We start from the raw sequence: 26,638 nt of genomic DNA, 5'->3' as shown, positions 1-26,638 counted from the left end.
GCGAAGCCGGCAAGCCGGTCACTTACACGGCTTATCCGGGTGAGTCCGTGACTTTGTCAGGTTCGGAGCAGCTGGCCAAGTCAGCGTTCGTTCCGGTCACGGACACGTCGGTGCTCAGCCGTATTATAAGTACAGAGGCTAGAAGTGAGGTACTGGTAGCTGATCTGGCAGCGCTCGGGATCACCGATTACGGCCAGCTCAGCCGTCATGGCTATTATCTGGCCAATGATCTGAGCGAGGTGCCGCCAATGGAACTGTATGTGGCCGGACAGGGCATGACGCTGGCCCGCTGGCCCAATGAGAGCACCGTCCAGATGGATGAAATCCTTGATCCCGGTCCGACAAGGAAGGACCCGGACGGGGAGGTGCATACGCGCGGCGGCACCTTCACTTATACGTATGACCGGCCCCAGTACTGGACGCAGGCAGACGATATCTGGCTGGACGGGATCTTCGGCTACAGCTGGGAGTGGTCGTATAACAAGATTGCTTTCATTGACACGGCTGCCCGAAGCATCACCCTCCGTTACGGGGAAATGAGCGGCATCTTCAAAAACTGGTACCCTGATTTCCATTTTGCGCAAAATCTGCTGGAGGAAATCGATATGCCGGGCGAATATTACATCGACCGCCAGGCGGGCAAGCTGTATTTCCTGCCGAACGCCGAGTTTGCAGCCGCCGAGAATCCGGATATTGAAGTCACGATGCTGAAGAGTCCGATGATCAACGCGCTGAATGCTTCGTACATTGACTTCTCCGAGCTTGTGCTTGAGAATGGCCGCGATTCTGCTGCAGTGTTCATGGGCGGCAGCCATATGCGTATTCTGAACAGCGAGATCCGCAATTTCACCAACAGCGGGGTACTGGTTAACACACAGAGCCGGTTCTATTACAACAATTTTGAAGGGGCACCGGGAACGGACCACGCCATTATCAGCACCCATATTCACCATATCGGCGGCACCGCCGTCACGCTGACAGGCGGCAACAAAACGACGCTTGCGCCAGGGAATAATGTGGTGGAGAATTCGCATATTCATGATTTTGCCTACTATCATAAAGCCTACAATCCCGGGGTGCTGCTGTCCGGCGTCGGCAACCGCATGTCGCACAATGAGCTGCATGATGCGCCCCATCCGGGCGTGCTGATCTTCGGCAATGATCATACCGTGGAGTATAACGAGATCTATGATGTATGCACCACTTTCTCGGATCTCGGCGCGATCTACATGAATGCCGGCGAGCAGCCCCATGAGCGCGGCACGGTCATCAGGCGCAATTACTTTCATAACATCGGCGAGAGCAAGGCCGGAGTGGAGGGGGTATATCCCGACAATTTCACGATGGGATTGACTATCGACGAGAATATTTTTTACAAGATGGGCAATTCGGCTATTAAAAACAACGGCGGCGCGCATATCCTGACCCGCAACAATATTTTTATCGACAGCAAAATTCCTTATGATTATGCGGATATGTTCCTGGGCGATGAGCCGGATGATCAGGTGCCGCTGAACTACATGCCGAAGTGGCAGGCGCTGTTTGCGGCTAACAATAATTTCACCGGAACCCCGTATCTGACGAAGTATCCCGAGCTGGCGGATTTCTTCACGGAGAACCGGTATTATCCCGACACCAATACGTTCCAGGGGAATGTGGTCTACAATCCGTCGCTGCCGCGCAGCGTAACGACCAATGTGTACGGGGCGTATGACAAATTTGGGCTTGTGCAGTACGCCAATAACTGGGTGAGCGCAGCAGATCCCGGCTTCACCGACCTGGCGGGAGGCGATCTGTCGCTGCGGCCGGATTCGGATGTCTTCGATGTTATTCCCGGGTTTCCAGACATTCCGTTTAACGACATCGGCGTTACTGGCAAAGCTGGCACGACAGCAGGCACGGACAGCTATCCTGTTCAGGGAGTAGCCGTCTATGACAGCGAAGTTACTGTGGACCGCTGGAAAACGCTGAAGCTGCGCACGGCGGTGCTTCCTTGGAACGCGGATCATCCCGTCCTGACCTTCACTTCGGCCGATCCCGGTATCGCAGCTGTGGATACGGCAGGTATTGTAACCGGCCAGGCGGTCGGCAGCACGGTCATTACGGTAGCCTCGGCGGAGAATCCGCTGCTGACGGCCACGGTTACGGTCAACGTGGAGGCTGGCGACGGCGTAATGGATTTCACAGATTTCGAATCCGGCGCGAACGGCTGGCTGCAGGATGCGAACCGCAGCATTGAGAAGATTGGGCCAAACCGCTGGTACAAGATTCTGAACGGAGCCTCAGCGCTCAGTCCCAAGTCCTTCTCCGATTACGAGCTGAGCTTCAAGCTGAAGACGCCGGAGATTATGGGGGATAATGTAACCCTGTATGTTTTCGACCGCCAGGCCGGCAGCGGCTCTAGCCGGATCGGGTACAAGACGCGGGCGGACGGCACCTCCGCCTGGCTGCTGTACAATTCAGCCTGGACGGTGCTGAAAGAGGTGAAGCTGCCTGGGCATGACCTGCAGCCGAATACGGAGTATGCGGTCAAGATGCTGGTGAAGGGGGGTGACATCAGCGTGTACCTGGATGGAGCCTTCCGCCTGAAGGGCAACGATCCGGGCCATAATGCGGAGGGGAAGGTCGGCTTCTACGTCAGCAATGTCAGCCAGATGCACTTTGATGACATTCAGTTCAAGGCACTTACGACTACGCTGGCCGGGATCATTCCGGCGGAGAGCAAGGTGCGTATTGCCGCAGGGGAACAGCGACAGTTGCAGCTATCCTTTGATCCTGCGGATACGCCGGATACAGGCGTATCCTGGCAGTCGGCCAATCCGGCGGTCGCCACGGTGGATAGCACCGGAGTGGTCCACGCCGTATACGAAGGGGAGACCCTTATCTCGGCTGTGTCTACGGTAAATCCGCTCATTAAGGCGGACATTACAGTAACCGTCTCTAGCATTATGCATGAGACAGACTTTGAGAACGGGGGCAACGGCTGGCCGGTAGACCCTAACCGCAGCATCGCCGCTGATCCGGACGGGAACCGCCGCTATAAACTGCTGAACGGTGCTACCGGCCTGCTCGACCGCAGCTTCACTTCTTATCAGCTGGAGTTCAAGCTGAAGACGCCGCTTGTGATGCCGGATAACGGCATCCTGTACATCTTCGACCGCCAGGACAGCTCCGGCTCCACCCGGATCGGCTACCGTACCCGGGCAGACGGAACCTCCGCCTGGATACTGTACGACACAGCCTGGCAGAAGCTGACCGAGACGGTCCTGCCTGGACATGACCTGCTGCCGGATACGGAGTATGAGGTGAAGGTGACGGCCCGGGACGGAGATATCGCCGTATCTGTGGACGGCTCGCTAAGGCTCTCCGGCAGCGATCCGGGGCACCGCCCGTCCGGCAAGGTCGGCTTCTATACCAGCGGCTTCGCTTATATGCTGTTCGATGATATTATTTTCTCGGTCTTGCCATAAAACTAATCTAAGCTTCGAGGGCGCTCTTCCTGCGGGAAGGGCGCTTTTACAGTTGAGCAGGCTGGGAATCTAAGAGGAGTGTTTATGTTCCCACGTTAACAAGCCGCCAACAAAAAAGAGCATCTGAGGCCGCGCCTCAGATGCCTTGTATTTAGTATTGTTCTATGACTGGTTGAAATCTTATAAATCTTCTACACTGGCAGGCAGATTTTTACCCGCTGCATTTGGCTTCGTGTACATTTTATTGAGTATCACTGTTTGCACGATAATAAATATACCGCCTACTGCCCAATATAACGGCAACGCGGCGGGCATAGCAAAAGAAGATAAACCCATCATGACCGGTGATAACAATCCGATAAAAGCCATTTGGCTATTCTGATTCTGCTGAGGCTGTGCTGAAACAGATTGAGACACACGGAACTGAACGTAATACACCGCAGCGGCAATCAGCGGCAAAATCATATCTGTTGTCCCCAAGTTAAACCACAGAAAATCGTGAGCGGCAATCTCCGGGGTACGGCGAATGGCATAATAAAATGCGAGAGTGATCGGCCATTGGAGAAGCATCGGTAAACACCCCATGTTTAAGGGATTGAATTGATGCTTCTGGTAGAGCTGCATCATCTCGGTTTGCTCTTGTTTTTTGGCATCCGTACTGACATCGTTCTTATACTTCTCCTTAAGTGCAGTTAATTCCGGCTGGAGGACGGCCATCTTTTCTTTCATAACCATTTGTTTCTTGGTTTGATTCATCATGAGCGGCAGGATCGCAAGTCTGATGATGAATGTCATCAGCACGATCGCTAATCCGTAGTCTCCGTGAAAGGTATCCGCGAAAAATTTAATCAAGATCGAAAATGGATAAATAAAAAAATGGTTAAATATGCCTGGTGAACCGGCATTAATCGGGTTGGATTGGGATGCTGCCGAACACCCGCTGAGCACAATGACCGGAATAACTCCAATCAACATGACGAGAATGGGCTTGGCCCATTTTTGTAGCAACATAATCTTTATCATCGTTGTCCTCCCTAATTGAAAGTATGAATATCAATGTGGGGAAGGACTATGGTCTTCATCATCAGGTGCTTCTCTTCGTCTGACGGTACGAACTATCCACTTCTGAATGCTGTTCGGTTGAGACAGTCTGACAGCCACATACCAGGTTGAACCGGCTGCAGCAAGTGTTTCATGACCCCAGTGTACCTCTTGTAAAGAAAAATGGGTGAATGGAATTAATACTAAGGAAGAGATGAGAGCAATTGAGAGTGCCAATTGAACCAAGTCATAAAAATGCTCCAGTCAAGTTCACCTCCGTATGAGCCGTATTGGGAAAATTTGAATAATGGTTATACGCTTCGAAGAACTGTGTGGTTTCATTAACCTGCCTGTTAGCTTAAAACCCTTTAAAGCGGTTCACCGCGTTATTCTGTAACGGCAAGTTTTAGGACCATCCTTATGCAGGATGGTCCCTTCTTTGAGATCGCTTGTTCAATTATTCCGCGAACCGAAAAATAGTTAATGTATTTTTACACAGGGCATGTAGATATCCAGTGTCAAGAGTTTTTCGCCTTTTGATTTCGGAATTCCAAAGCGTTGGTCTGTGTATACCTCACACCAACAATAATTACTGCTTAAATCAATATCATATCCATGTTTTTTTAGAGCTTCTGTTGTAAGCAAGAATGCATTGTTATAAATATCATTTTCTTCGCCTTCAATCCAAGCCTTTGCTACAGTCCGCTTTGGTACATCATATCCAACATAACCATCGGGTACTGGGACATCCCGCTTCATAAACATTCCTACAACATAATTAAAGGAGTCATCATCGTCGTTGTAGCCTTTAATAAAGCCTACATATTCGTCAATATCCTCAGGAAGATATTCCTTCATTTTGATCAACGGATCATACATGCCTTCCTCAAAACACTTTTTCCAAAATGAACCTATTTCACTTATTTTAGCTCTGATCTCCTTACCTACCATTGTAAAACTACCAAAGTCTACAAACTCAATGTTCGCCAATTTCGCCACGATAGTTTTCTTTCCTTTCTCAATCCGATAAGTTTCATTTATATACTGAATTGACATTCGAGGATACAACCTCAAATTCAATTCATGTGTCACAAACGATGGAGGTATGCCCGTGTGTTCTTTGAATGCTCGTGAAAAGGCAGCTTGAGAGTTATATCCATACTTAACCGCTACATCAATGACCTTCTGCTCTCCATTAATTAATTCGATAGCCGCCAAGGTTAATCTTCGACGCCTCACGTAATCAGCAATTGAAATACCTGTTATATAAGAGAAAATCCTGTGGTAAAGTCCCAATGGACAACAGGCAATTCTTGAAATTTCATCATAATCAATTTCTAGTATATTGGATTCAATATAGCTGATAACTGCTTCGGTTCTGTCGTAACTATCCATGCGTCCTCCTCTCACCCATACTATATAACTAAGTTGGGTGAGTTTCTTTACATTAGTTGTCCATTTTATGCAAAGCTTTTTTGTATGTTTTCCTTTGATAAACCGTCCATTAACTTAAAACTGATGCTGCAGCTTGCGGCGTAGTTCCCCAACTCAGGTTAGATTGTCTTCAAGTAATCAGACAGTGGCTGTTGGTTCCAGATTTGAGCTTCAATATATTCAATATAGGGGCCCATGCCTTCCCAAAGCGCAGTTCTCCCCTTATCTTCCGGCGCACCGTAAATATGCTTCAGCCTATCCAAGTCAGAGAGGGTAAAGATTTTACCGTGATACTGAGATTGAAAATGAGCAGATTCCTTGTCCATCCCAAGCCAGTAGGTAACCATACTATCCGGATACGTGAAGCTAATATCTCCGTGCGAAAAAATAGTAAGCGGAACACGCAGGCTGCTTAATTCAAGGAAGGACAAGTTTTCTTCCATCCAATGAGAGTAGCCGAGTACTGCATAGAGTGGATAGTTTTCCTTGGGTTCTCCTCCCTTTGCTATAAATTCATTCTTCACCCAATGTTCAACCTGTCTTCTGTTATTCATATATTGAGCCGGCTCCTTGAATCTATCAGCTAATGGGTTATCCTCATACAGAGACTCCATAACTGCAATCGCTTCTGCATCGCATAATGCGGATAAGCTGCGGAACGGCGGGTCACCTTGTCTGTAATAATGCGTCAGATATGTAATCATGATTGTTCCTCCTTAATGACTACTCCCAGCATTGCACTACGCTTCAGTACATGATACATTTCCTCCAGCATGACTATCGCCTCGTCAAGGGTCAGTTCGTGCGAATTCATATGGATCATGACCCCAATTCCTAGCCAATACGCCGAAAGCTTTTTAAACAGTTCCCGAGCCTTGGTTGTGTTCATGGTACATAGCTGTGGGTCGAGCAGTAAGAACGCATTATAGATCTCCTCCGTAATGATGTCATTATTGTTAATGGTGTAGTCACTGCTGTAATCGGACAAAAACAATAAACGAAAAAGCTGCTTCTCGGATTGAGCAAAAAGCAAACAACCAACCGCCAAGTTCATAGCAGGCTCATTTTTTTCATTGTTGTAGCTTTTGATCTCTACTAAAGCGTAATCGACAGCAAGTCTGAAAACATCCTCTTTGACCTCCTCCATGCTCCTGTACAATCGGTATACCGGTTGAGTAGAGCATTTCAGTTTTAGAGCAATATTTCTGGCTGTCAGTATCTCGAATCCCTTTTGTCTGGTCAACTCAAACGCTGCATTGGAAACCTGTTCTTTAGTAACCTCTGCTTTTGGAGGCATTTTTTCCAACTCCCCATACAATAAGTGTATATAATAACGTATGTTATATAACGTACGTTATTATTGTTTCAGCAAAATGTCAATATGATTTTTTTCATTTTATGTTCATTATTTAATTACCGTAGCAGTACCACTTATGACTGCTTAGCGCACTTACAGTGAAGAGGACTAAATTAAAGTAACGAAAGGCAAGTCTTTAGGGATGTGCATTCAACTAGATATCCAAACTGCTAATGCTAAACAATAGTTCCCAAAAAACTTGCTCCTACTTATGATACGGTTCAGTTATAGATTCAATGGATGCTGTTCCTATATTTCTCAGGGGAGATTCCTTTATTCTTCTTGAACATCTGGCTGAAATAAGACGGGGACAGATTGCCTACTTCTACCGCGATTTCCCCGATAGATTGGCTGGTGTTGGCGAGCAGGATACAGGCCTCTCTGACACGCCGCTGCATCAGATATTCGGACAGTGTGATGCCGGCATATTGTTTGAATACATGCGAAATATGGTAGGGAGACAGATGCAGGCTGGCGGCCAGCGCCTCAAGGCTGAAAGGCTCCTTGTAATGTTCATCCAGCCATTCGGTAATCCGCTGGACATGTGAGCTGCCGCGTGAATGGAGGAGATTGGACAGGACATCAGGCAGCCGGGTCTGAAACAGCCGGATAAGCTGAAGCATAAGCAGACCTGTGTTCTCCTCCTGGCCGGCAGCAGCGTGCTTGGTGCACTGATGCAGCTCTTCCAGCACCTCGGGAATACGGGTGTCATTCATTCCGTAGAATACCGGCTGCCGCAGGCTGCCCCTCCACAGGTTCCGGAAGAATTGCCCCAGGATAGGGAACGCGGAAAGATAATGGTCCATGAAACCAGGATCAAAGGTCAGATTGGTCCGGATATAGGAACGGCCTTCTGCCGGAGGAACCATTACACGGTGCAGCTGATAGGGCTGAAACAAGACCAGTGTATGATCCTCAATAGGGTAGGTCTGATTCTCCACCATGATCTCACCGCAGCCGCTGTAAATGTACAGGATTTCAATTCCCCTATGCGCATGAAAATAGAGGGATTCCCCGTCAATATATTTATATTTGTACATAAACAAACCGGGGTCCATTCCCTCGGGCGGATGATCGTTCCTGTTCCTGTCCATGCTCATACGACGCTCCCTTATCAACCATAGTTCACTGCTATTAATTCCATTACTGTTAACTTCAGTATAAATAGAAGGCTGCTAAAAATAAAACTGCGATTTCGGCCACACTTATAAGACTGCAATCGCCAAGCAAGCAACCGACTAACCAAGCAAGTAAGCAAAGAACCAAGCAACGAACCAACGAACGAACCAAGTAAGCAAAAAACGAACGAACCAAGCAACGAACCAAACAACCAGCCAATCCATGGCTCTTTGGCAGGGCAACTGTGAAAATCCCATCCTCCATTCCTAAAATGTTGTAAGTAATACAGCTTTGGTTCCCGGATACCTGGGCGTTCGGGAGAATTGTTGTATGAAATACAGGAATTGTCCCGCTGAGCCGCTTGGAGGAGGGGAATTGCTGCATTTTCTGCAACAATTCCGGATTTGGGCTGATTTGATGAGGAGAATGTTGTATTTCTTGCAGGATTGTAACAGTATCCACCGACAGCATTCATTCTAGAGGAGCACAAACCGGCAGGACTCTGTAAAAGAGCCTGCCGGTATAAAGGATTATCAACCGGGTGCCGCAGTTGATGTTGCGCACCAGCAGATCAGATTCTAGTCAATGAAGATGCAGTAATATGCTATCCCCGTTCGTACCAATACCCCGGAACACCCTGCTGCAGACGCAGCAGCGCCTCCAGGAAGAAGTAATCTCCCCAGATCATGAAATCATCCGGAGATGAGTTCCCTCTGACTGAATAGGAGCCATGACGCAGAAAGCCTTCTTCCGACGGGCTGCCGGCGGTAAAGTAGCGGTTCAGCAGGGAATCCATCGATTTGTTGACGGCTTCCTCATACCATACCCGTTCCGGGTCCTCCTCCGGCAGGTGCTCCAGCAGCTCAAGGAGACCGCATACAACGATGGCGGAAGCTGAACTGTCACGTGGAGTGGACTCCTCCTGCGGGGCATCGAAATCCCAATACGCGACATGGTCGGCGGGAAGATGCTCCAGGAAATAGCGGGCCATTCTTCTGGAGGTTTCCAGATAATGAGGTTCTTTAAAATAGCGGTATGCCAAGGCAAAGCCGTAGACCCCCCATGCTTGTCCCCGCGTCCAGGTGGAGCCGTCCTGATAACCTTGTGCGGTTCCTCCGCGCAGGGCATTCCCCGTCTGCTGGTCAAAATAAAAAGTATGGTAGGAGGAGTCATCTCCCCTCACCAGGAAGCGCCGGCTTTTCTCGGCGTGAATTCGGGCATACTCGGCATAGCTGGGATCTCCGGTCTGTTCAGTGGCCCAGCAGAGCAGCGGAAGATTCATCAGGCAGTCGATAATAATCCGGCCCCCGTTGTCTGCATCCCCTTCCGGTCCCCACGCCTGAAAGAGCTGCGGGGCAGAGCGCCAGCGCTTCATCAGTACATCGGCTGCCTGCAAGGCCAGCAGACGCGAAGCCTCATCCTTCTCGGTAATCCAGCGTGCCTTGGCGGACAGTGAATATAGGAAGCCGATATCATGATGGTCGAGCTCCTTCCCGGAAATCATGCGCTTGTTGAAGGAGTCAACCGTCCGGATGGCGGCGGCGTGAATCTCAGGGTCTTGGCTGTATTCATAGCTCAGCCACAGAATGCCGGACCAGAAGCCTTCCGTCCAGCTGGTATGGTCCGTCAGATGATATTTGCCGTCGCCCAGGCTTACAATTGGAGATTTGTCACCAAAGCGCTTGATGTTAAGGCGGGTGGTAGAGAGCGTGTGCTCAATCGCATTTTTCCAGTTCATAATAACCTCCATAATATCGCTATATTGTTCTTATGGTTATTATAAGCCTGCTGCTATGTTGGTTTGTTGCGCGAATTCTTAGGTGAATTGCGGTTTAGTAGGAACGGTGCCGGAACTTGTTACGCGGGGAGAGGGCTGTTTGTCACAGAACTCCGGTCTAGTTTGTCTACAGGATGTACAGCAAAGAAAATAGGATGGAGGCAGAGCGCCCGTGGCAGGGCGGTTTGTGTCTGTTGCAAAGCGTTTACTAAATACCGGCCTATGGATATAGGCTATAAACCAGGAGGAAATAGACATGAAAATTGTAGTGGTTGGCGGCAGCGGACTTATTGGAAAGCAATTGGTGAGCCGGCTTCAGGGGCTGGGTCATGAGACTGTGGCTGCATCACCTTCTCTGGGCATCAATGCTATGACTGGTGAGGGGCTGGCAGAAGCGCTTAAAGGGGCTGATGCCGTTGTTGATGTAGCAAATTCACCTTCATTCGCAGACGATGCTGTGCTGGAATTCTTCGCGACAACGACCCGCAATCTGCTGGCTGCTGAAGCTGAAGCAGGAGTGAAGCATCATGTGGCGCTATCTGTAGTGGGGACTGACGGATTGCTGCAGAGCGGTTATTTCCGCGGAAAAATGGCTCAGGAGGAGCTGATCCAGGCTTCCCCGGTTCCCTACACCATCGTGCGGGCGACCCAGTTCTTCGACTTCGCGGAGGGCATTGCCTATACCGCTACAGAGGGGGATATCGTCCGTCTGCCTTCGGCATGGGTACAGCCCATAGCCTCTGGGGATGTAGCAGCTGCGCTGGTTGATTATACCCTTGAAGCCCCAGTGAACGGGATAGCCGAGCTGGCCGGACCGGATAAGCTGTCTCTGGATGAATTCGTCCGGCAAGCGCTGAAGGCTAAGGGGGATGCGCGTCAGGTGGTCGGCGATACGGAGGCACATTATTTCGGAACAGCATTGCAGGATCACTCGCTTGTTCCGGCCGGAGACCATCCGCGAATTGCCCCTACACGGTTAACGGACTGGCTTGCGGCTTCCGTATCAGAAGCATAATAGATCTGCAAGAAACCGCCATCCTCCGGGCAAGTTTGCAAAAACTTCAGCCTGATGGGAATGGCGGTTTTTTTATGAAAGACAGGATCGATATGTTGTGAAGCGGATACCAGCGGGCTTCTAGCGCACCTGAGCATAAACATTCCAGCTGTTCACCAAATGACCCACGGCAAACAGAAAAGCGGGGATCAGGAGCAGCCAGGACTCAAGCCAGAATCCAAGCAGCATGAAGTAGATTGCCGGAAAGACGGCCATAGGAATAGGAATTCCAAGCCAAGGCGTGAACAACACGGCAAATTCTCTCGCATTCCAGTAAAAGCGGGCCCAGCATATATAATAAATCAGCAGGCAGACAGCCATCAGTCCGGCAGACAGGCCAAGGGGCTGTTCTGCAAGCTTGCGGCCCAGGACAATAGGCATCATGAAGCAAGTGATCTGGCCTGCCCGCTCCAAGATCGTGAAGATCAGGGGTGTAGAGGCCAAAGAATCAGGAGCATTCCTGGGCGGGAAGAAAATGAAGATCAGATTCGGCAGCAATACTAATAAGGGTATGATGAATCCTTTAATGTGCAGACCCATGTGAACTCTCCTCTCCGTCCTATTGTTCCAAAGTAGATTGATGCATTCTGGCATTGCGGAAATGAAGGTTCTCTTTGCCAGATACTACGATTGCGTTCCGCGGACAGTTCGCCGCACACTTCATACAGAAATCACATTTGTACCCATGGTATGGCAGATCATCGACCACTACTATATTACCGGTGGGACATTGCAGAACGCATAATTCACAGCTGATGCATTTGGAAGGGACCGTCCGCAATCTGAGCATCAGCCGCATCGACATCCAGGGCAGCACGGTTCTTCTGGAGAGAGCGGAGACGGCCTTCGACCCGGGATACTCTGACTTCCAGGCGGATTCACCGGCAAGTGCCTGATGGACAAAAGTCTCAGCTTTCTGATAGGCTGCGCTCAGCCGGGCCTGATCATCCTCCGGTCTTGAATCAGCATTCAGCATATTATTAGGCATACTGATCTCGCAGGCGGAGGCAGGGATGTAGCCCTTATTCTTCAGCAGGGTATAGAGCGGCTCCAGAATATGGGCTGAGTTATTGAGCGTAGCGATCACATATACTCTGGTGCCCTGGCTATTCGGGAGCCGCCGGAGGAATCTCCAGATGAACGGGGATACGAACTGCGAATTGACCGGGAAGGCCAGCCACAGGTCATTAACCGGACTGCTTGGCATAGATTCGCTGCCGATCAGATTCAGGGAAGTGCGGATGTTATAGGTCTTAAGGGTTCTGCCCACAAAGTCTACAATCGCTTTCGTATTGCCCGTGCCTGAAAAGTAATACAAATCCACGGTTTTATTCATTCGGCGGGTTCTCATGTTCTGCGATTTCCTGCTCCAGCAAAGCTATAGTCTGCCCGCACCAGTCGGCGTAAGACTCCCACAGCTTCTGGCCAAAGGACAGGACCATCAGAATGCGGCTGTGATTACTGTGGACATCCAGATTCTGCTTCAGCTGTTCCTCGAATTTGCCGAACAGCTGCTGCTGCCGCCGGTGGTTGATTTCAAACTCCCGGACATGCTCCAGCATGGTGGCGGAAGAGGAAGAATTGGAAAAATACAGCTTAAGCAGCAGCTCGTAGCGTACGGTTTCTTTTTCCACCGGTGTCTTAAGCCATTCTTGTAATTCGTACCTTCCGGGTACGGTTATCTGATACTTGATGCTTTGTTTGCTGTTCTTGCCTTCTGAAGAAACAGGTTCTTCACACACAGCGATCAGGCCCCCCGCAGCCAGCCGCTTCAGTTCCGGATAGATCTGGCCAAAGCTCTCGCTCCAAAAAAAGGAAAGCCGGGTATCTACGATCTTTTTGATCTCATACCCAGTCAAGTTCTCTTCATTTAGTAGTCCCAGTAACACGTAACCTGTCTTGCTCCTGTTAGCAGCCATATGCACGCATCCAATCTGTAAGATATATCTTTTAGATATAAAATACTGCAAGAATAACCTAAAGTCAAACCTTATTTTATGCCCGAATTGGAGCGGTAACCTGGAATCTGCACGCCAAAAAGCCGCTCCCGGTAAAGGGAACGGCTTCATGTATTAGGCGGAATGCTTATACCATATTGGGAATAGCAACAGCAGGGTCAGTCTCGGCTTCGTAATCCACGCCTCCGGTGCGGAAGCCGAACAGATGGAAGAAGTCATCCTGGTAGCCCTTAAGGTCTGCAAGTTCAGGAACATTATCCGTTTCAAGCTCATTCCAGCGTCTCATGACCTCGATCTGCACATCCTCGCGCATCTCCCAGTCATCAATCCGGATCAGGTGGCTGCCGTCTGCTGCAGCTTCGCCGCCGTTATACAGGTGGTCTGCGAACAGGCGGTACATCTGCTGAATGCAGTTCTCGTGCAGTTCTTTTTCCTTCATTACTCTATAGAGTGCGGAAATATACAGCGGCACCACAGGGATGGCGGAGCTGGACTGGGTAACCAGAGCCTTATTCACGGATACGAAGGCCCGTCCGCCTGTAGCAGAGAGCTGCTCGTTCAGCGCGACCGCCGTCTGTTCCAGATGGTTCTTCGCCTGGCCGATGGTTCCGTCCCGGTAGATGGGATGGGTGATCTTAGGTCCGATATAAGAATAGGCCACGGTTGTTGCGCCGTCTGCAAGCACGCCTGCTTCCTGCAGCTGATTGATCCACATGCCCCAGTCTTCTCCGCCCATAACAGCGATGGTCTGGCGGACTTCGTCATCCGTAGCCGGCTCAATAGTAACCGTGGATACTTCACCAGTGTGGAAGTTCATCGTCTTGTTCGTGTAAGCTTCTCCAACCGGCTTAATCACAGAAGAGAAGACTTCTCCTGTAACCGGATGGGTGCGGCGGGGGGAAGCTACGCTGTAGATAACGAGATCAACGGTTCCGAATTCAGCTTTGATGAGGTCGATGGTCTTGGTCTTAATGGCATCCGAGAAGGCATCTCCGACGATGCTGAACGATTTCAGCCCCTGCTTGGCCGCTTCCTGCTCAAAAGCAGCGGAATTGTACCAGCCTGCGGATGCTGTGCGGGCACCTTCAGCAGCTTTGTCGAAGAAGACACCGATGGTATTGGCACCTGCGCCGAATGCAGCCGCAATCCGGGAAGCCAGCCCGTAGCCGGTAGAAGCGCCGATGACCAGCACGTTGGCCGGACCGGTAAGTTTATTTTGTGCCCGTACATAGTCAATCTGTTCCTGTATTTGTCCGGCACATCCCTCCGGGTGAGCAGTCGTGCAGATAAAGCCGCGTGTTTTTGGCTGAATAATCATCAAGGATATCCCCTTTGTTTTAGTTTTTAACTTTTTTCGCTAATATAGAGTATAGCAAATGATGGCATAGAAAGATAAGCTTGAATCTTTTTTTGAAAAGATAAGAATGGATATGCGTTATCAAGAATCCGGGAGGGTCTAAATGTGCTGATGGTAAACGGGAAGGAAGTTGCGGAGATTCTAACGATGGAGTCCTGCATCGCTGTGATGGAAACCGTCCTCGCTGATCTGTCGGAGGGGGAGGCCGTGCAGAGCCTCCGCCAGGTCCTGCCGCTGGAGGAGCGGAATGTGCTGGGAATGATGCCCGGGTATCTGCGGCGTGAAGGGATCGCTGGTGCTAAGATCATCAGCGTATTCCCTGGCAACCACGGGAGCGGTCTGCCGTCGCATCAGGGGATGGTGTCTTTGTTCGACGCCGCCACCGGCGTGCCGCTGGCCATAGTGGACGGCCAGTCGATTACAGCCATCCGCACGGCGGCGGTCAGTGCGGCGGCGACGAAGCTGCTCGCCAGGGAAGAGGCGGAGTCCCTGGCGGTTCTCGGCACCGGGGAGCAGGCCCGGAGCCATCTGGAGGCGATGCTGCAGGTGCGCGGCATTAAGCGCGCCAAGGTCTGGAGCAGAACGCCGGGCAAGGCCCGGGCGTTCGCCGATGCCATGAGCAGCCGGTGGAACGCAGAGATCACGGCAGCGCTGTCTGTGCAGGACGCGGTGATGGACGCGGACATTATTTGTACGGCAACGGCGGCGGGGGAGCCGGTGCTGCACGGCGCCTGGGTGAAGCCAGGCGCGCATATCAATGCGATCGGCGCATGCAGGGCGCATGAACGGGAGCTGGACACGGCGCTGGTAGCCGGGGCGAGGCTCTATGTGGACCGGCTGGAGTCGGCGGTCCATGAAGCGGGAGATTATCTGATTCCGCTCAGCGAAGGGTCGATTACGGCGGACCATATTATTGGTGAAATTGGCGGGCTGCTGAAGGGGCGTGTCCCCGGCCGGGGAAGCGGCAATGAGATTACCCTTTTTAAGGGACTGGGGCTTGCCGTTCAGGATCTTGCCGCAGCCTTCTATATTTATAAACAGGCGGTTGCTCTGCACAAAGGCGTGGAGATTTCATTTTAAATAGATCTCGGTATTTCTATTAAGAGTAACTAGTCCGACATCAGATCTAATGAAGTGTGTCGATTCAATAATGCAGCAAGCGGCAATGGATGTATTCAGCTCCAAGTGAAACTTCAGTGATAGTTGTATAATGTACAATTAAAAACAGCGAAAAGAGCTGCTTGCCTCTTATAACTGTAGTCTGTACAACTAAATCTGCCCGAATGGGTGATAACCAACTACATTGGTCAATTTAATTGCACGAAATACAACTAAACGGATAATCGGTTGAAAATCAGACGATTTAGTTGTACAAAGTGCAGTTAAGCTTAGCGTAATTCGTTACTGCAAAGCCTCAGCAAGCGGCGTGACAACAACGTGGTTTTCACTAGTTTAGATCTTACAACAACGACCAAGGACAGAAAAAGATCTCTGGAATGGCAGGAGCGGCGGCTGCCGGAAGCCCAAATATTCACCGCAGGGACGAGCGAGCATCAAGTAAATAGGTAGTTTCATAGAGGAGGGGCCGGATCAAGTGAATTTACAGGAACGGGAAGGCTGGTATGAGTTCGGACTGAGTGCTGCACAGGAGGAGCGGGCGAAACGCCTGCATGAGGAGAATATCAATATTGATCTGCTGTTCCAGGGGCCCTTGTCCCCAAGCGCTATCCCGGAGAGCGTCTCGCTTAAGGTGAAGGCGCTGTGCGAGCCGTACAAGGATGAACCGATGGTCTACAGCGCCATGCCGGCGCAGATCATTACCCGGCTGTCGGCCGGCGGTGAGATTGCGGATTACAAAGAGGAATGGTACAAGTCCGGCATTACGGCGGGGAACCGTGAGCTGCACCTGAATGATATAGAGAGCATGATTACCAGTATGGGCGAGGTTCAGCTGCAGTTCGATTCCGCGGACTGGCTGGTGAAGGCACTGACGGCGGAGGATATCCGCAGGGCTAAGCGTGAGGGCAGGAAGGCCGGTATTGTAACGGCACAGGAAACGGATGCGCTGGGGAAAAATCTGGAGCTGCTTGACGCGCTGCATGGCTTTGGTCTAAGGATTCTGCAGTTAACGTACAACAACCAGAATCTGATAGGTTCCGGCTGTGCGGAGCCGGGCAATGGCGGGCTGTCCAAATACGGTCTGCGGTTTGTGGAACGGCTGAACACGCTCGGAATCATCGTCGATACCGGACATTGCGGCAGGCAGACCACCCTGGATGCCTGTGCAGCCTCGAAAGCGCCGGTTATCGCCTCGCATACCGGCGTGGAAGCCATCTATCCGCATATGCGCTGCAAAAGTGACGAGGAGATCCGCGCGATTGCTGCGACCGGCGGGGTGATTGGTATTTTTGCGATGCCGTGGTTTGTGCATGAAGATCCGGATCATACCACCATTGAGCATGTGCTGGATCATATTGAATATGTGATCAGGCTGGTAGGCGTAGAGCATGTGGGCATCGGAACGGACTGGCCTATGAGTGACCTGGAGTGGTCACTGGTCTTTTTCAAGGAGCAGATTGCACCTAAGCTGGGATTCGCCAAAGGGGATGGTCCCTCCACGGAAACCGTAGCAGGGCTTGAGAAATACAGTTATTTCAGCAATTTCACGCGGGGACTGGTGGCGCGCGGGTACAGCGATGAAGAGATCGCTAAGATTATGGGCGGCAACTGGCTGCGTGTGTTCGAACAAATTTGCGGATAGGGGACTTTTACAGATGAATTCATACTTACAGCAGACAAGCTTCAACTTCTATTGCTCGGGGATATACAGCGGCACCATCCGTTTCACGGACAAGGAGGTCATGCACGCCAAGGTTGACACCCGCAGACGCACACAGATGCAGGAGAATGTGCTGGATGCTGGCGCGAAATATGTTCTTCCGCTGGCGCGGATCGCGGGGCAGCTTCATGTGTACACCGATGCGGAATGGGCCGGGGACGAGGTTATCCTCAAGAACGGGGACAAATATCAGAAGCATATTACCTATCAGGCGGAGATCTCCGGTGTAGAGCGGACTTCGCAGGTATGGGCTTACCGCGGGGGCACGGCGCTGGATATTGTAACGCTGGACGGGGAGGTGATCGCCTTTCTGACCCCTAACCGCTATGGCATTGAGCTGATCGTTAAGGCAGGATATGAGCAGCTGACCCCGCTCGCCCTCTATGCTGAACCGCTGCTGTCGCAGCCGGAATATGGTGTGAACGATCTGGGAACGTATCTTGTGCCGATGCGGGATGGCGTGAAGCTGGCTACCGATGTATTTCTTCCTGAAGGTCTTGAGCCGGGAACGAAGGTACCAACTATCTTGGTGAGAACCTGTTACGACCGGAATGGTAAAAAAGAAATCTTCATGCGCTGGGCGAATAAAGGCTACGCCGTGATCTCCCAGGATGTACGCGGCCGCGCGGATTCGGAAGGTGAGCTGATCCCGTTCTACAATGAACGCGATGACGGCTACGATACCATTGACTGGATTATTGCCCAGGAATGGTCTGACGGCAAAGTTGGAATGTGGGGCGCCTCCTACCTCGGCTATGTTGTTGTAGCAGCCGCTACCAGCGGTCACCCGAACCTGCTGGCGGTGGTGGATGAGGTTAATGTAGGTTCGCCGTTCGTGGACACCGCGCGCAAAGGAGGAACGCTCTGCTCCTGGCCGTTGCTGTCCTGGACGCTTGCGCAGTCGGTGGGGACGCGGACGGACTTTGATATTTTTGGCGGCATTACAGTGGACCCGGAAGCGGCGGTCGATGCCAGACCCATCAGGGATATTCCGCAGCAGATGATTGGCCGCACTTCGGGGCCATGGGAGCTGTGGAGCCACCATCCCGAGTATGACGATTTCTGGAGAAACTGTACGTTCACCGAACGCGGAGATCAGGTTAAGGTTCCGATGTATGTGATCTCCGGCTGGTATGACGGTGACAGCCCGGGGGTATCGGAGACCTGGCGGATGCTGACGGAGCATGATGTGAAGAGCCGCAAAATCCGGCTTGGCGCCTGGGAGCACGGACCGAACCGGGCGCGGGATCTGCTGGGCGTGTCCTTCGGCAATGATGCAGTGGTGTACGATTATGATATTTCCGTGCTGCGCTGGTTCGACCGGTTCCTGAAGGATATCCCCAACGGCATCGACCAGGAGCCGCGGGCTTCCTATTATGTGGTGGGCGAGAACCGCTGGAGAACCTCGGAGGACTGGACACCGGCAGAAGCAAAGGTAACTCCGTTCTATCTGGGCGGAGACGGCCGGGCGAATTCATCACTGGGCGATGGACGGCTGGTTATGGAGCCGGAGGAACATTCAGCAGCAGACACTTACATCTATAATCCGGCTGACCCGGTGGCCGACAGCGGCGAGCGGGAGCCGGAGAATATGCGGAAGCATGAGCTGCGCAGCGATATCGTTGTCTATACCAGTGAGCCGCTGGCGGAGAAGCTGACCATTGCTGGTGAGCTGTCTGCGGTCATCTATGCGGCAAGCTCGGGTCTGGATACGGACTGGGTCGTGACGCTGAGTGATGTGAATGAACAAGGAGATTCCATCCGCCTGTCCAATTATATCGTGCGGGCAAAATACCGGCATGGGCTGGACCAGCCGCAGCTGCTGGTGCCTGGGCAGGTGGAGCAGTATGATATTTTCCTGCAGAACATCGCCCACTCGTTTGCCGCGGGACACCGGGTCCGCTTCACAATCACTTCTTCCAGCAAATTCGTGGCCTTTCCTAACACAAACACCGGAAACAATCCGTATGAAGATACGGAAGCGGTCATTGTGCAGCAGACGATCTGCCATAACCAGGAGTATCCGAGCCATATTAAGCTGCCGGTGGTGCCGAATTTCTAATGAATATCTGAGCCGGTCATTTGCAACTTTTTCCAATTGGGATCGTCCATGAATGTGAAAGGGCATCTGGTACATATCCTTGCCGCTTCGGATGGACTCAAGGAGGGAGTTATGATGATCAAAAGAATATCCGTACTCTTGTTAGCCGTGCTGCTCCTGGCCGGCTGCAGTAAAGGAGGTTCCAAAATGAGCTATTCAGAGAGACAGGCAGCTGCAGCCGGGCTTGATTTCGGACTGGCCGAGAGAAGTAACCGGCTGGGCGCGATGCTGTTTGGCCAGTTGTGGAAGCCGGGCGGCGGGAATCTGACGGTGTCACCTTATAGTGTTGCCGCTGCGCTGGCCCTTGCTTATAACGGTGCGGACGGAGAGACAGCAGAGGAGCTGGGAACGCTGCTGGGCTATGCACCTGATGAGCGGGAGCAGCTGAATACCGGGCATCAGGCTTTGCTGCAGCTGCTGAATGACGCCGGACCGGGAATTGAGCTGAAGATCGCGAATTCGGTCTGGGGCATGAAGGGGCTGCCGCTGCGCAAGGACTATCTCAAGACAGGTAAGGATTTCTATAACGCAGAGATCAGGGCGACAGACTTAGCTGCAGAGAAATCTGTGACGCAGATTAATGATTGGGTCTCGGACCACACGGAGCATAGAATTAATGAAATGCTCACGGAGCCGCCGGGACCGCAGGCTGTGGCGGTACTTGTCAACGCGCTGTATCTCAAAGCCGGCTGGAGTGATGTGTTTCCGGAGGAGGCAACTGCGCCAGCAGACTTCTATCCCCCGGACGGGGCAGCAGTGCGGGCAATGATGATGAAGCGGAGCGGATATTTTCAGTATGCTGAGAATGAGGACTGGCAGGCTGTGAAGCTTCCTTATGGAGAGGGCCAGATGGAGATGACCGTAATCCTGCCGGGCGGGGAATCTTCCTTGCAGGAGCTTGCGGATCAGCTTGCGGCGGGCAGCCTCCCGCTTGATGAGGGCTTCGCCAGTGCCCGGGGGACGCTGCGGCTGCCGCGTTTTACAGCGGGCTACGGGGCAGAGCTTACAAAGGTTCTGCAGGCGCTGGGTGTGAAGCTGGCTTTCGACCCGGACCAGGGGGATTTCCCGCTGCTGGCGGACCTGAATCGCCCGATTTATTTCAGCAAGGTCATCCACAAAACCTACATCGATGTGAATGAGCGGGGAACAGAGGCTGCGGCGTCCACAGTGATCCAGATGCGGGCAGGATCAGCTGCTCCTGCAGATACGCCTTTTGAAATGACGGTCAACCGGCCGTTTCTGTTCATGATCAAGGATGTGCAGACTCAGGTGGTCCTGTTCCTCGGAGCCATTGAGAATCCGCTGGACACAGATTAATTCCGCTTGGAATGAATTTCAAGCAAAAACGCATAAATGCTCCCTTCACAGGTCACAATAGGGAAAAACCAGAATGAAGGGATTAACGTGAATGCTTTTCGCTTGAAAAAACAACTGTGGCGGCGGTGGAGACGTTGGAAAAAGGCTCCCTGGGTGGGGGCGGCATGCATCGCGCTTACGGTGCTGGCCTGGCGTGGCATGCAGGTTCCGGAAGAGATCAGCCTGCTGTTGGAGCATACAGCCTGGACGTTGCCTGGAACACTAAGCGGAATAGAGGAGCAGAACCGGGAACCCGGCAGCAGTATTCCGGCTGTGGCAGCCGTTTATAACCATACAGGGAATGAAGCAGAAGATGAAGCTGCTGTGATGGACAGCAAAGAGCTGCTTGAAGCAGTCAGCCGGGAAGCGGTCAGCAGAACGGTGCACCTGAAGACAATTTATGTATCCGGTGAAGAGGTGCAGACACTGCCCGGCAAGCAGACACCGGCCCAGCTGAAGATGATGATCGGACAGCATTCCGATTGGAGCGGCTGGCTCAGCGAGGAAGGCGATTTGTGGCTGGAGCAGAGAGTTAATGATCTGTCACCGCTCACCAAAAAAGAGGCCTACTTCGGAGTGGATGAACAGGGGAATCTGACGCTGTTCAAAGGACCGCCGACGTCGGAAAAGGTGATGAAGACCTTCTTTCAGCTGGATATGGGCTCGATGAAATCCTCTTTGCCGGAGGGGATCTGGGAGCAGCTTCATCAGGGCATCCGGGTGCAGGACATGGAGGAGTACAACAGTGTGCTGTCTACCTTCAGCGACTATGCGCGGGACTCGGCGGAACAGGTGATGCATGCGGAATGAAGTGAAGGATATAACTGTTTGAAGACTCGTGGGCAGGAGGCTCACGGGTTTTTTTGTTTGAAATAGCAGCCTGATTTTAATTTCCCCGGGACAAAGTTTTTGTCTCCCCGGGGAAATTTTTTTGCTATAATGGGTAGAAGGAATACATATGTTCGCTTTAGGGCGGATTCATGGATGAACCCGCAGGGGCTATTCTGCCCTGGCACAGAGGAGAGAGAAGGATCTTGCGCATCTTGGGGATTGATCCGGGGCTGGCGATTGTCGGCTTTGGTTTTGTAGATAAGGTTGGTAACAAATTGACTCCGGTCCAGTACGGCTGCATCCAGACTGAGGCGCATACTCCGGAAGAAGAACGTCTGCTGCATGTCTATGAAGGCATGGTACAGCTGATTGATAAATATAAGCCGGATGCGGTTGCGGTAGAGAAGCTGTTCTTCAGCCGCAATGTGACAACGGCCCTGCCGGTGGCGCAGGCGCGCGGAGTGCTGATTCTGGCGGCCGTGCAGCGCGGGCTGCCGGTGGCGGAATACACTCCTATGATGGTGAAGCAGGCAGTAGTAGGGTACGGCAAGGCGGAGAAGAAACAGGTTCAGGAGATGATCAAGCTGCTCCTTAAGCTGTCGGCTGTACCGAAGCCCGATGATGTGGCGGATGCACTGGCGGTGGCGGTATGCCACGCCCATTCCGTGAGTCTTAATTCCAAATTAAATGAGGTATTGCGAAAATGATAGATTTCCTAAGAGGACCGGTTGTACATTTGGAGTCAGAATATGTAGTACTGGATGTTCAAGGCGTAGGATACCGGGTCTTCTGCCCGAATCCGTATGCTTTTGCCAAGGTGGAGGGTCCGGTGACCATCTTCATTCATTATCAGACCCGTGAGGATGCGACGCTCCTGTTCGGATTCCCGACCCGTGAGGAGCAGAAGCTGTTCCGCAAGCTGATCGAGGTGTCTGGCATCGGCCCGCGTGTGGCGCTGGGCATTCTGACCGGCGGAACGCCGGATCAGCTGATCTCGGCGATCTATCAGGAGAACATCACCTTCCTGACGAAGCTGCCGGGCATCGGCAAGAAGACGGCGCAGCGGATGATTCTGGATCTGAAGGACAAGCTGGACGGCTTCGGTGGAGCTGCCCTGCAGACAGGCCTGTTCGCTGTAGCGGCTGAAGCCCAGGCTAAGGCCGAGGCACTCCCGTGGGAAGAGGCCAGGGATGCCCTGAGGGCGCTGGGCTATACCGATACCGAGCTGGACCGCGTATGGCTGAAGATGAAGCAAGAGGGAACGGATACCGGACCGGTTGACGTGCTGATGAAAAAGGCGCTGGGGCTGCTTTTTATAGCCAAATAGGTCCTTGAAGAACGGAGTGAGGAATAATGGATGACCGGATTATATCAGCAAATCTGATGATGGACGAGCAGGCGGTTGAATTAAGTCTGCGGCCCCGTTATCTGGGTGAATATATCGGCCAGAACCAGGTGAAAGAAAACCTGAAAATATATATTGAAGCAGCCAAGATGCGCAGCGAAGCGCTGGATCATGTCTTGCTGTACGGGCCTCCGGGTCTCGGCAAAACAACGCTGGCGAATATTATCGCCAATGAGCTGGGTGTGAATCTGCGGACCACTTCCGGCCCGGCAATTGAGCGGCCGGGCGATCTGGCCGCGCTGCTGACCAACCTTCAGGAAGGCGATGTGCTGTTCATTGATGAGATCCACCGCCTGCACCGCACGGTGGAAGAGGTTATGTATCCGGCGATGGAGGATTTCGCGCTGGATATTATGATCGGCAAAGGCCCGAGTGCCCGTTCGGTGCGGCTGGACCTGCCGCCCTTCACGCTCATTGGAGCAACGACACGCGCGGGGCTGCTGTCCGCTCCGCTGCGCGACCGCTTCGGCGTAGTCAGCCGGCTGGAGTACTACACAATCGATGAGCTGAGCTTCATCGTAGCCCGCAACGCCGAGCTGCTCAGCATCGAGATTCTGGGAGATGCTGCGGAAGAGATTGCCCTGCGGGCCCGTGGGACTCCGCGGATTGCCAACCGTCTCCTGAAGCGGGTGCGCGATTATGCGCAGGTCCGCGGCGACGGTATTATTACGCCGGAGATTGCCGCTGAATCGCTCAAGATGCTTCAGGTAGATCCGCGCGGACTGGACAGCATCGACCACAAGATGCTGCAGTCGATGATCAGCTCCTTCCGCGGCGGACCGGTCGGGCTCGATACCATTGCCGCTACGATAGGCGAAGAGAGCCAGACTATTGAGGACGTATACGAACCCTACCTGCTGCAGATCGGTTTCCTGCAGCGCACGCCGCGCGGGCGCATAGTGACCCCGGCGGCGTATCATCATCTGGGACTTCCGCTCCCTCCGCAGCAGAACTGATGCTGCCCATAATACAACATTTTTCGTATGATCCCGGCTACAATCCCGAATTGTTGTATAAAAGGCAACATTCCTTCTCCTCCAAGCGGTTTGGCGGGACAAATCTTGTATTTCATACAACAATCTGTCCCAACCGCCAGATATCTAGGGGATGAAGTTGCAATCCGTACAACAATTAAGCCTAAACAAGTGAGAAACTTAAGAATTTGAATGTTCTTTGCAATAGATTAGGTGCGAGAAGTTGAATAAACCGCTCGTCACATAAGTGCCCGACCGGGTGCTTAATTGGTTGCAGTCTAGAGTGCGTTTTATATAACACATTTAAGAGTATGCTTCCCAAGCGGGTTTTGAACGAAGCTTTCTGAGGATGTCATGCTTTCAAAACTTAAAGAGTATGTATGCTTCCGAAGCAGGGTTTGGAACGAAGCCTGCTTCAGGAGCAGCTACTCTCAAAACTTTTAGGAGGCCTACAATGAATCTTGCCAGGTGGAAAGAAACAGGGTTAGGGCTGCTGGGCCGCGGAGTATTGGCCGCATCAATGGTAGCAGGCAGCCTTCTGACCTTTGCGGGTACCACTCACGCCGATACCGGCGGGGCGATCCGGGTTGCACTGTATGCCGATATTGGCAGCAAATATAAATCTACCGTACCGTTGGTCACGCTTCAGTCCGATTTGGGCTTCAGCCTGCTCTCGCAGGCCGGAACACCTCTGCTGTCGGTTCCTGCCCAGAACAAAGTACGTGTCAGTCTGGACGGCTACCGGGTGAAGGTGCTGGAAACGCCAACCTGGCAGGTGGCAGCGGATGCAGCCAAGAAGCTGCAGGCTACCTCCGATAAACCCCAGCTGTTTATGGCATCACGGGGCGGAGCTAAGGTGTATCAGCTCTACACTGGAAGCTATGCCAGTGAAGCTGCCGCCAAAACAGGGCTGACCTCCGTGATGAAAGCCGGAGTAAGCCTTCCGGAAGGACAGACACCGGCTGTTGCCGGGACCAAACATCTGTCCGCAGGTTCCTACGCGACGCTGGAGGAAGCGCAGGCGGTTGTCGGCAGCCTAACCGCTGCCGGGTTCGATGCCTGGCCGGTATTCGTGTCCGGAGAAGGCGGCAGTGCACGGACTGAAGTTTGGGTAGGCGAAGCGGCGAGCGACAGCGATCTTGCAGCGGTCTCTGCCTCGGCAGCTGCACTGCTCCCGCAGCTTGTTCTGTCGCCGGTGGCGGCAGGTACAGCGGGACTAATTATCCGGATGGACGCAGGACTTGATTTCAGCAGTGAAGTCCAGGCCTTTCATTATCTGTTATCCGGAAGCGACGCGAAGTTCACAGCCGCCGGCAATGAGAAGGGGATTCTGCTTACGGAGAGATCCAAGCGTACTTACCGAGGCAATCTGGAGCTGGGCAATCTGAACGGTTCATTGTCTGTAATCAACGTAGTGCCGCTGGAGCAATATCTGTATGCGGTTGTCGGCGGAGAGGTTTCATCCGGCTGGCCGGAAGAGGCGCTCAAAGCCCAGGCCGTTGCGGCGCGCAGCTATGCGCTGGCCCAGGGCAACCGCTTCGATGTAGCCAATGTTGTCGATACCACGCTGAGCCAGGTGTACAACGGCATAGGCGCTGAAGCTCCAGTCATTACCAAGGCAGTGGATGCTACCGCAGGCGAAGTGCTGATGAGCGGCGGCAAAATAGTAGAAGCTGTGTTCTCCTCCAACGGCGGCGGCGTTACCGCAGACCCGTCTGAGGTGTGGAACAACGGCGGCGATACCTTCGTCAGTGTAGTCAGCAGCGAGGATGCTGCGGCAGTTGCTTCATCTAAAAAGTGGTATTATGTGCTGCTGAACAGCGGTATCTCCGGTTATGCCCGTGAAGACAATATCAAATTAACCGGGAACACAACGGCAGCCGGACTTCCGCTGGCTACGGCTACCACCAAGGATGTGAATATCCGGCCTTTGCCTATTATTGATAGCAGTGTTACTCCCGCAGGCAAGCTGAACCCCGGCGATAACGCCGTAGTGCTGGGCCAGGTCTATGAATCCGGCAGCTACAGCTGGATCAAAGGGCCGTATACCTCGGCAGAGCTGCTCAAAAGCCTGTCCGGCAAAACAAGCAACGCTCTTCCGTCTTCCATAACCAGTCTCCAGGTGACTAAGCGCGGGCCTTCGGGGAGAGCGGTGGAAGTCAAGGCTAACGGCCAGATTCTGCAGGTGAAATACCCGGATTTGTTCCGTTCTTCCTTTGGCGGATTGCCCAGTACTTTGTTTGATATTGTCCCGGCAGGCAGTTATACTGTACTAGGCGCTGACGGCACTACAGCCACTATTGGTAGTTCAACAAGCGCCGGGGTGCTTTCTGCAACCGGCAAAGTAACTGCAAATGGCAGCGGAACCGTAGTCATGGGTGCTGATCAATCTTCCAGAGTGGTCACCAGCAGTCCCGGATTCTATTTCATCGGCTGGGGCAACGGGCACGGCCTGGGCATGTCCCAATGGGGCGTAAAGGGCATGGCAGATAGCGGGTATGATTATCGTCAAATATTGCAACACTATTTTAATAACGTTACTATAGTTAAGGAATGAAGATCCCA

Annotated in this window: 22 protein-coding genes; 11 read left to right on the top strand and 11 right to left on the bottom strand. The window is 52.4% G+C overall.

The window, feature by feature from the left end; genetic code table 11:
- The first annotated feature begins 53 nt into the window (after window positions 1–53).
- On the top strand, window positions 54–3,470 hold the full coding sequence (locus tag NSU01_RS27935) for an Ig-like domain-containing protein (protein ID WP_339302359.1): 3,417 nt from the start codon (window positions 54–56) through the stop codon (window positions 3,468–3,470).
- Between the two features lie 180 nt (window positions 3,471–3,650).
- Here NSU01_RS27935 and yidC read toward each other — a convergent pair whose 3' ends face one another.
- From yidC to NSU01_RS27900, 7 genes are all read right to left on the bottom strand, one after another.
- Window positions 3,651–4,493, bottom strand: a complete 843-nt coding sequence (gene yidC / locus NSU01_RS27930) for a membrane protein insertase YidC (protein WP_076245216.1) — start codon at window positions 4,491–4,493, stop codon at window positions 3,651–3,653.
- A 498-nt stretch (window positions 4,494–4,991) separates the two neighbouring features.
- Window positions 4,992–5,906, bottom strand: coding sequence for an AraC family transcriptional regulator (locus NSU01_RS27925; protein ID WP_083705594.1), 915 nt, complete (start codon window positions 5,904–5,906; stop codon window positions 4,992–4,994).
- Window positions 5,907–6,064: 158 nt separating this feature from the next.
- Window positions 6,065–6,649, bottom strand: a complete 585-nt coding sequence (locus tag NSU01_RS27920; RefSeq protein ID WP_076245214.1) for a hypothetical protein — start codon at window positions 6,647–6,649, stop codon at window positions 6,065–6,067.
- On the bottom strand, window positions 6,646–7,242 hold the full coding sequence (locus tag NSU01_RS27915) for a TetR/AcrR family transcriptional regulator (RefSeq protein ID WP_076245211.1): 597 nt from the start codon (window positions 7,240–7,242) through the stop codon (window positions 6,646–6,648). The genes NSU01_RS27920 and NSU01_RS27915 overlap by 4 nt, the downstream gene beginning before the upstream one ends.
- A 293-nt stretch (window positions 7,243–7,535) precedes the next feature.
- The gene (locus tag NSU01_RS27910) at window positions 7,536–8,396 is read right to left on the bottom strand and encodes an AraC family transcriptional regulator (RefSeq protein ID WP_179093543.1); all 861 of its coding nucleotides are present in this window, start codon (window positions 8,394–8,396) and stop codon (window positions 7,536–7,538) included.
- Window positions 8,397–8,457: 61 nt separating this feature from the next.
- Entirely contained in the window at window positions 8,458–8,883 is a 426-nt protein-coding gene (locus tag NSU01_RS27905) for a hypothetical protein (RefSeq protein ID WP_339302358.1), read from the bottom strand.
- Window positions 8,884–9,025: 142 nt separating this feature from the next.
- Complete coding sequence (locus NSU01_RS27900; protein ID WP_076245205.1) at window positions 9,026–10,159, bottom strand: glycoside hydrolase family 88 protein; 1,134 nt, start codon at window positions 10,157–10,159, stop codon at window positions 9,026–9,028.
- Between the two features lie 295 nt (window positions 10,160–10,454).
- Between NSU01_RS27900 and NSU01_RS27895 the strand changes: the two genes are divergently transcribed.
- On the top strand, window positions 10,455–11,213 hold the full coding sequence (locus tag NSU01_RS27895) for an SDR family oxidoreductase (protein WP_042139560.1): 759 nt from the start codon (window positions 10,455–10,457) through the stop codon (window positions 11,211–11,213).
- A 120-nt stretch (window positions 11,214–11,333) separates the two neighbouring features.
- On the opposite strand, the gene NSU01_RS27890 is transcribed toward NSU01_RS27895, so the two are convergent.
- The 4 genes from NSU01_RS27890 to fabV form a co-directional block, all read right to left on the bottom strand.
- Window positions 11,334–11,792 (bottom strand): hypothetical protein, encoded by a 459-nt coding sequence (locus NSU01_RS27890; protein WP_076245203.1) that lies wholly within the window; start codon window positions 11,790–11,792, stop codon window positions 11,334–11,336.
- A gap of 19 nt (window positions 11,793–11,811) precedes the next feature.
- On the bottom strand, window positions 11,812–12,588 hold the full coding sequence (locus tag NSU01_RS27885) for an EFR1 family ferrodoxin (protein WP_076245200.1): 777 nt from the start codon (window positions 12,586–12,588) through the stop codon (window positions 11,812–11,814).
- Window positions 12,581–13,171, bottom strand: a complete 591-nt coding sequence (locus NSU01_RS27880) for a PadR family transcriptional regulator (protein ID WP_076245197.1) — start codon at window positions 13,169–13,171, stop codon at window positions 12,581–12,583. The genes NSU01_RS27885 and NSU01_RS27880 overlap by 8 nt, the downstream gene beginning before the upstream one ends.
- Before the next feature lie 166 nt (window positions 13,172–13,337).
- On the bottom strand, window positions 13,338–14,528 hold the full coding sequence (gene fabV, locus NSU01_RS27875; protein ID WP_076245194.1) for an enoyl-ACP reductase FabV: 1,191 nt from the start codon (window positions 14,526–14,528) through the stop codon (window positions 13,338–13,340).
- A gap of 150 nt (window positions 14,529–14,678) precedes the next feature.
- Between fabV and NSU01_RS27870 the strand changes: the two genes are divergently transcribed.
- The 9 genes from NSU01_RS27870 to NSU01_RS27830 all read left to right on the top strand — a co-directional run bounded on the left by NSU01_RS27870 (window position 14,679) and on the right by NSU01_RS27830 (window position 26,630).
- The gene (locus tag NSU01_RS27870; protein WP_256703927.1) at window positions 14,679–15,647 is read left to right on the top strand and encodes an ornithine cyclodeaminase family protein; all 969 of its coding nucleotides are present in this window, start codon (window positions 14,679–14,681) and stop codon (window positions 15,645–15,647) included.
- Window positions 15,648–16,161: 514 nt separating this feature from the next.
- Window positions 16,162–17,328, top strand: coding sequence for a membrane dipeptidase (locus NSU01_RS27865; RefSeq protein WP_076245189.1), 1,167 nt, complete (start codon window positions 16,162–16,164; stop codon window positions 17,326–17,328).
- A gap of 13 nt (window positions 17,329–17,341) precedes the next feature.
- Window positions 17,342–19,468, top strand: coding sequence for a CocE/NonD family hydrolase (locus tag NSU01_RS27860; protein ID WP_076245187.1), 2,127 nt, complete (start codon window positions 17,342–17,344; stop codon window positions 19,466–19,468).
- A 111-nt stretch (window positions 19,469–19,579) separates the two neighbouring features.
- A complete protein-coding gene (locus NSU01_RS27855; RefSeq protein WP_339302357.1) occupies window positions 19,580–20,824 on the top strand; it encodes a serpin family protein in 1,245 nt (414 codons plus the stop codon).
- 102 nt (window positions 20,825–20,926) lie between these two features.
- Entirely contained in the window at window positions 20,927–21,673 is a 747-nt protein-coding gene (locus NSU01_RS27850; protein ID WP_160311780.1) for a BofC C-terminal domain-containing protein, read from the top strand.
- A 224-nt stretch (window positions 21,674–21,897) separates the two neighbouring features.
- Window positions 21,898–22,401, top strand: coding sequence for a crossover junction endodeoxyribonuclease RuvC (gene ruvC / locus NSU01_RS27845; protein WP_076245182.1), 504 nt, complete (start codon window positions 21,898–21,900; stop codon window positions 22,399–22,401).
- Window positions 22,398–23,021: a Holliday junction branch migration protein RuvA gene (gene ruvA / locus NSU01_RS27840; protein ID WP_042139549.1), complete on the top strand. Its 624-nt coding sequence runs from the start codon at window positions 22,398–22,400 to the stop codon at window positions 23,019–23,021. Before ruvC ends, ruvA begins: the two co-directional genes overlap by 4 nt.
- Window positions 23,022–23,047: 26 nt before the next feature.
- Window positions 23,048–24,055, top strand: coding sequence for a Holliday junction branch migration DNA helicase RuvB (gene ruvB / locus NSU01_RS27835; protein WP_039294462.1), 1,008 nt, complete (start codon window positions 23,048–23,050; stop codon window positions 24,053–24,055).
- Between the two features lie 472 nt (window positions 24,056–24,527).
- A complete protein-coding gene (locus tag NSU01_RS27830; protein ID WP_076245179.1) occupies window positions 24,528–26,630 on the top strand; it encodes a SpoIID/LytB domain-containing protein in 2,103 nt (700 codons plus the stop codon).
- Window positions 26,631–26,638: the final 8 nt, after the last annotated feature.

The organism is Paenibacillus sp. FSL H8-0259 (genome assembly GCF_037963255.1).
Lineage (GTDB): Bacteria > Bacillota > Bacilli > Paenibacillales > Paenibacillaceae > Paenibacillus_AQ > Paenibacillus_AQ phytohabitans.
Note: the sequence above shows the minus strand (reverse complement) of the source record. Positions and strands in the feature narration are given on the sequence as shown.

Excerpts from the sequence above, each read along its gene's own strand:
- yidC (WP_076245216.1), bottom strand. The coding sequence starts at position 4,493 with ATGATAAAGATTATGTTGCTACAAAAATGGGCCAAGCCCATTCTCGTC.
- NSU01_RS27925 (WP_083705594.1), bottom strand. The coding sequence starts at position 5,906 with ATGGATAGTTACGACAGAACCGAAGCAGTTATCAGCTATATTGAATCC.
- NSU01_RS27920 (WP_076245214.1), bottom strand. The coding sequence starts at position 6,649 with ATGATTACATATCTGACGCATTATTACAGACAAGGTGACCCGCCGTTC.
- NSU01_RS27915 (WP_076245211.1), bottom strand. The coding sequence starts at position 7,242 with ATGCCTCCAAAAGCAGAGGTTACTAAAGAACAGGTTTCCAATGCAGCG.
- NSU01_RS27910 (WP_179093543.1), bottom strand. The coding sequence starts at position 8,396 with ATGGACAGGAACAGGAACGATCATCCGCCCGAGGGAATGGACCCCGGT.
- NSU01_RS27900 (WP_076245205.1), bottom strand. The coding sequence starts at position 10,159 with ATGAACTGGAAAAATGCGATTGAGCACACGCTCTCTACCACCCGCCTT.
- NSU01_RS27895 (WP_042139560.1), top strand. The coding sequence starts at position 10,455 with ATGAAAATTGTAGTGGTTGGCGGCAGCGGACTTATTGGAAAGCAATTG.
- NSU01_RS27890 (WP_076245203.1), bottom strand. The coding sequence starts at position 11,792 with ATGGGTCTGCACATTAAAGGATTCATCATACCCTTATTAGTATTGCTG.
- NSU01_RS27885 (WP_076245200.1), bottom strand. The coding sequence starts at position 12,588 with ATGAATAAAACCGTGGATTTGTATTACTTTTCAGGCACGGGCAATACG.
- NSU01_RS27880 (WP_076245197.1), bottom strand. The coding sequence starts at position 13,171 with ATGGCTGCTAACAGGAGCAAGACAGGTTACGTGTTACTGGGACTACTA.
- fabV (WP_076245194.1), bottom strand. The coding sequence starts at position 14,528 with ATGATTATTCAGCCAAAAACACGCGGCTTTATCTGCACGACTGCTCAC.
- NSU01_RS27870 (WP_256703927.1), top strand. The coding sequence starts at position 14,679 with ATGGTAAACGGGAAGGAAGTTGCGGAGATTCTAACGATGGAGTCCTGC.
- NSU01_RS27860 (WP_076245187.1), top strand. The coding sequence starts at position 17,342 with ATGAATTCATACTTACAGCAGACAAGCTTCAACTTCTATTGCTCGGGG.
- NSU01_RS27855 (WP_339302357.1), top strand. The coding sequence starts at position 19,580 with ATGATGATCAAAAGAATATCCGTACTCTTGTTAGCCGTGCTGCTCCTG.
- ruvA (WP_042139549.1), top strand. The coding sequence starts at position 22,398 with ATGATAGATTTCCTAAGAGGACCGGTTGTACATTTGGAGTCAGAATAT.
- ruvB (WP_039294462.1), top strand. The coding sequence starts at position 23,048 with ATGGATGACCGGATTATATCAGCAAATCTGATGATGGACGAGCAGGCG.
- NSU01_RS27830 (WP_076245179.1), top strand. The coding sequence starts at position 24,528 with ATGAATCTTGCCAGGTGGAAAGAAACAGGGTTAGGGCTGCTGGGCCGC.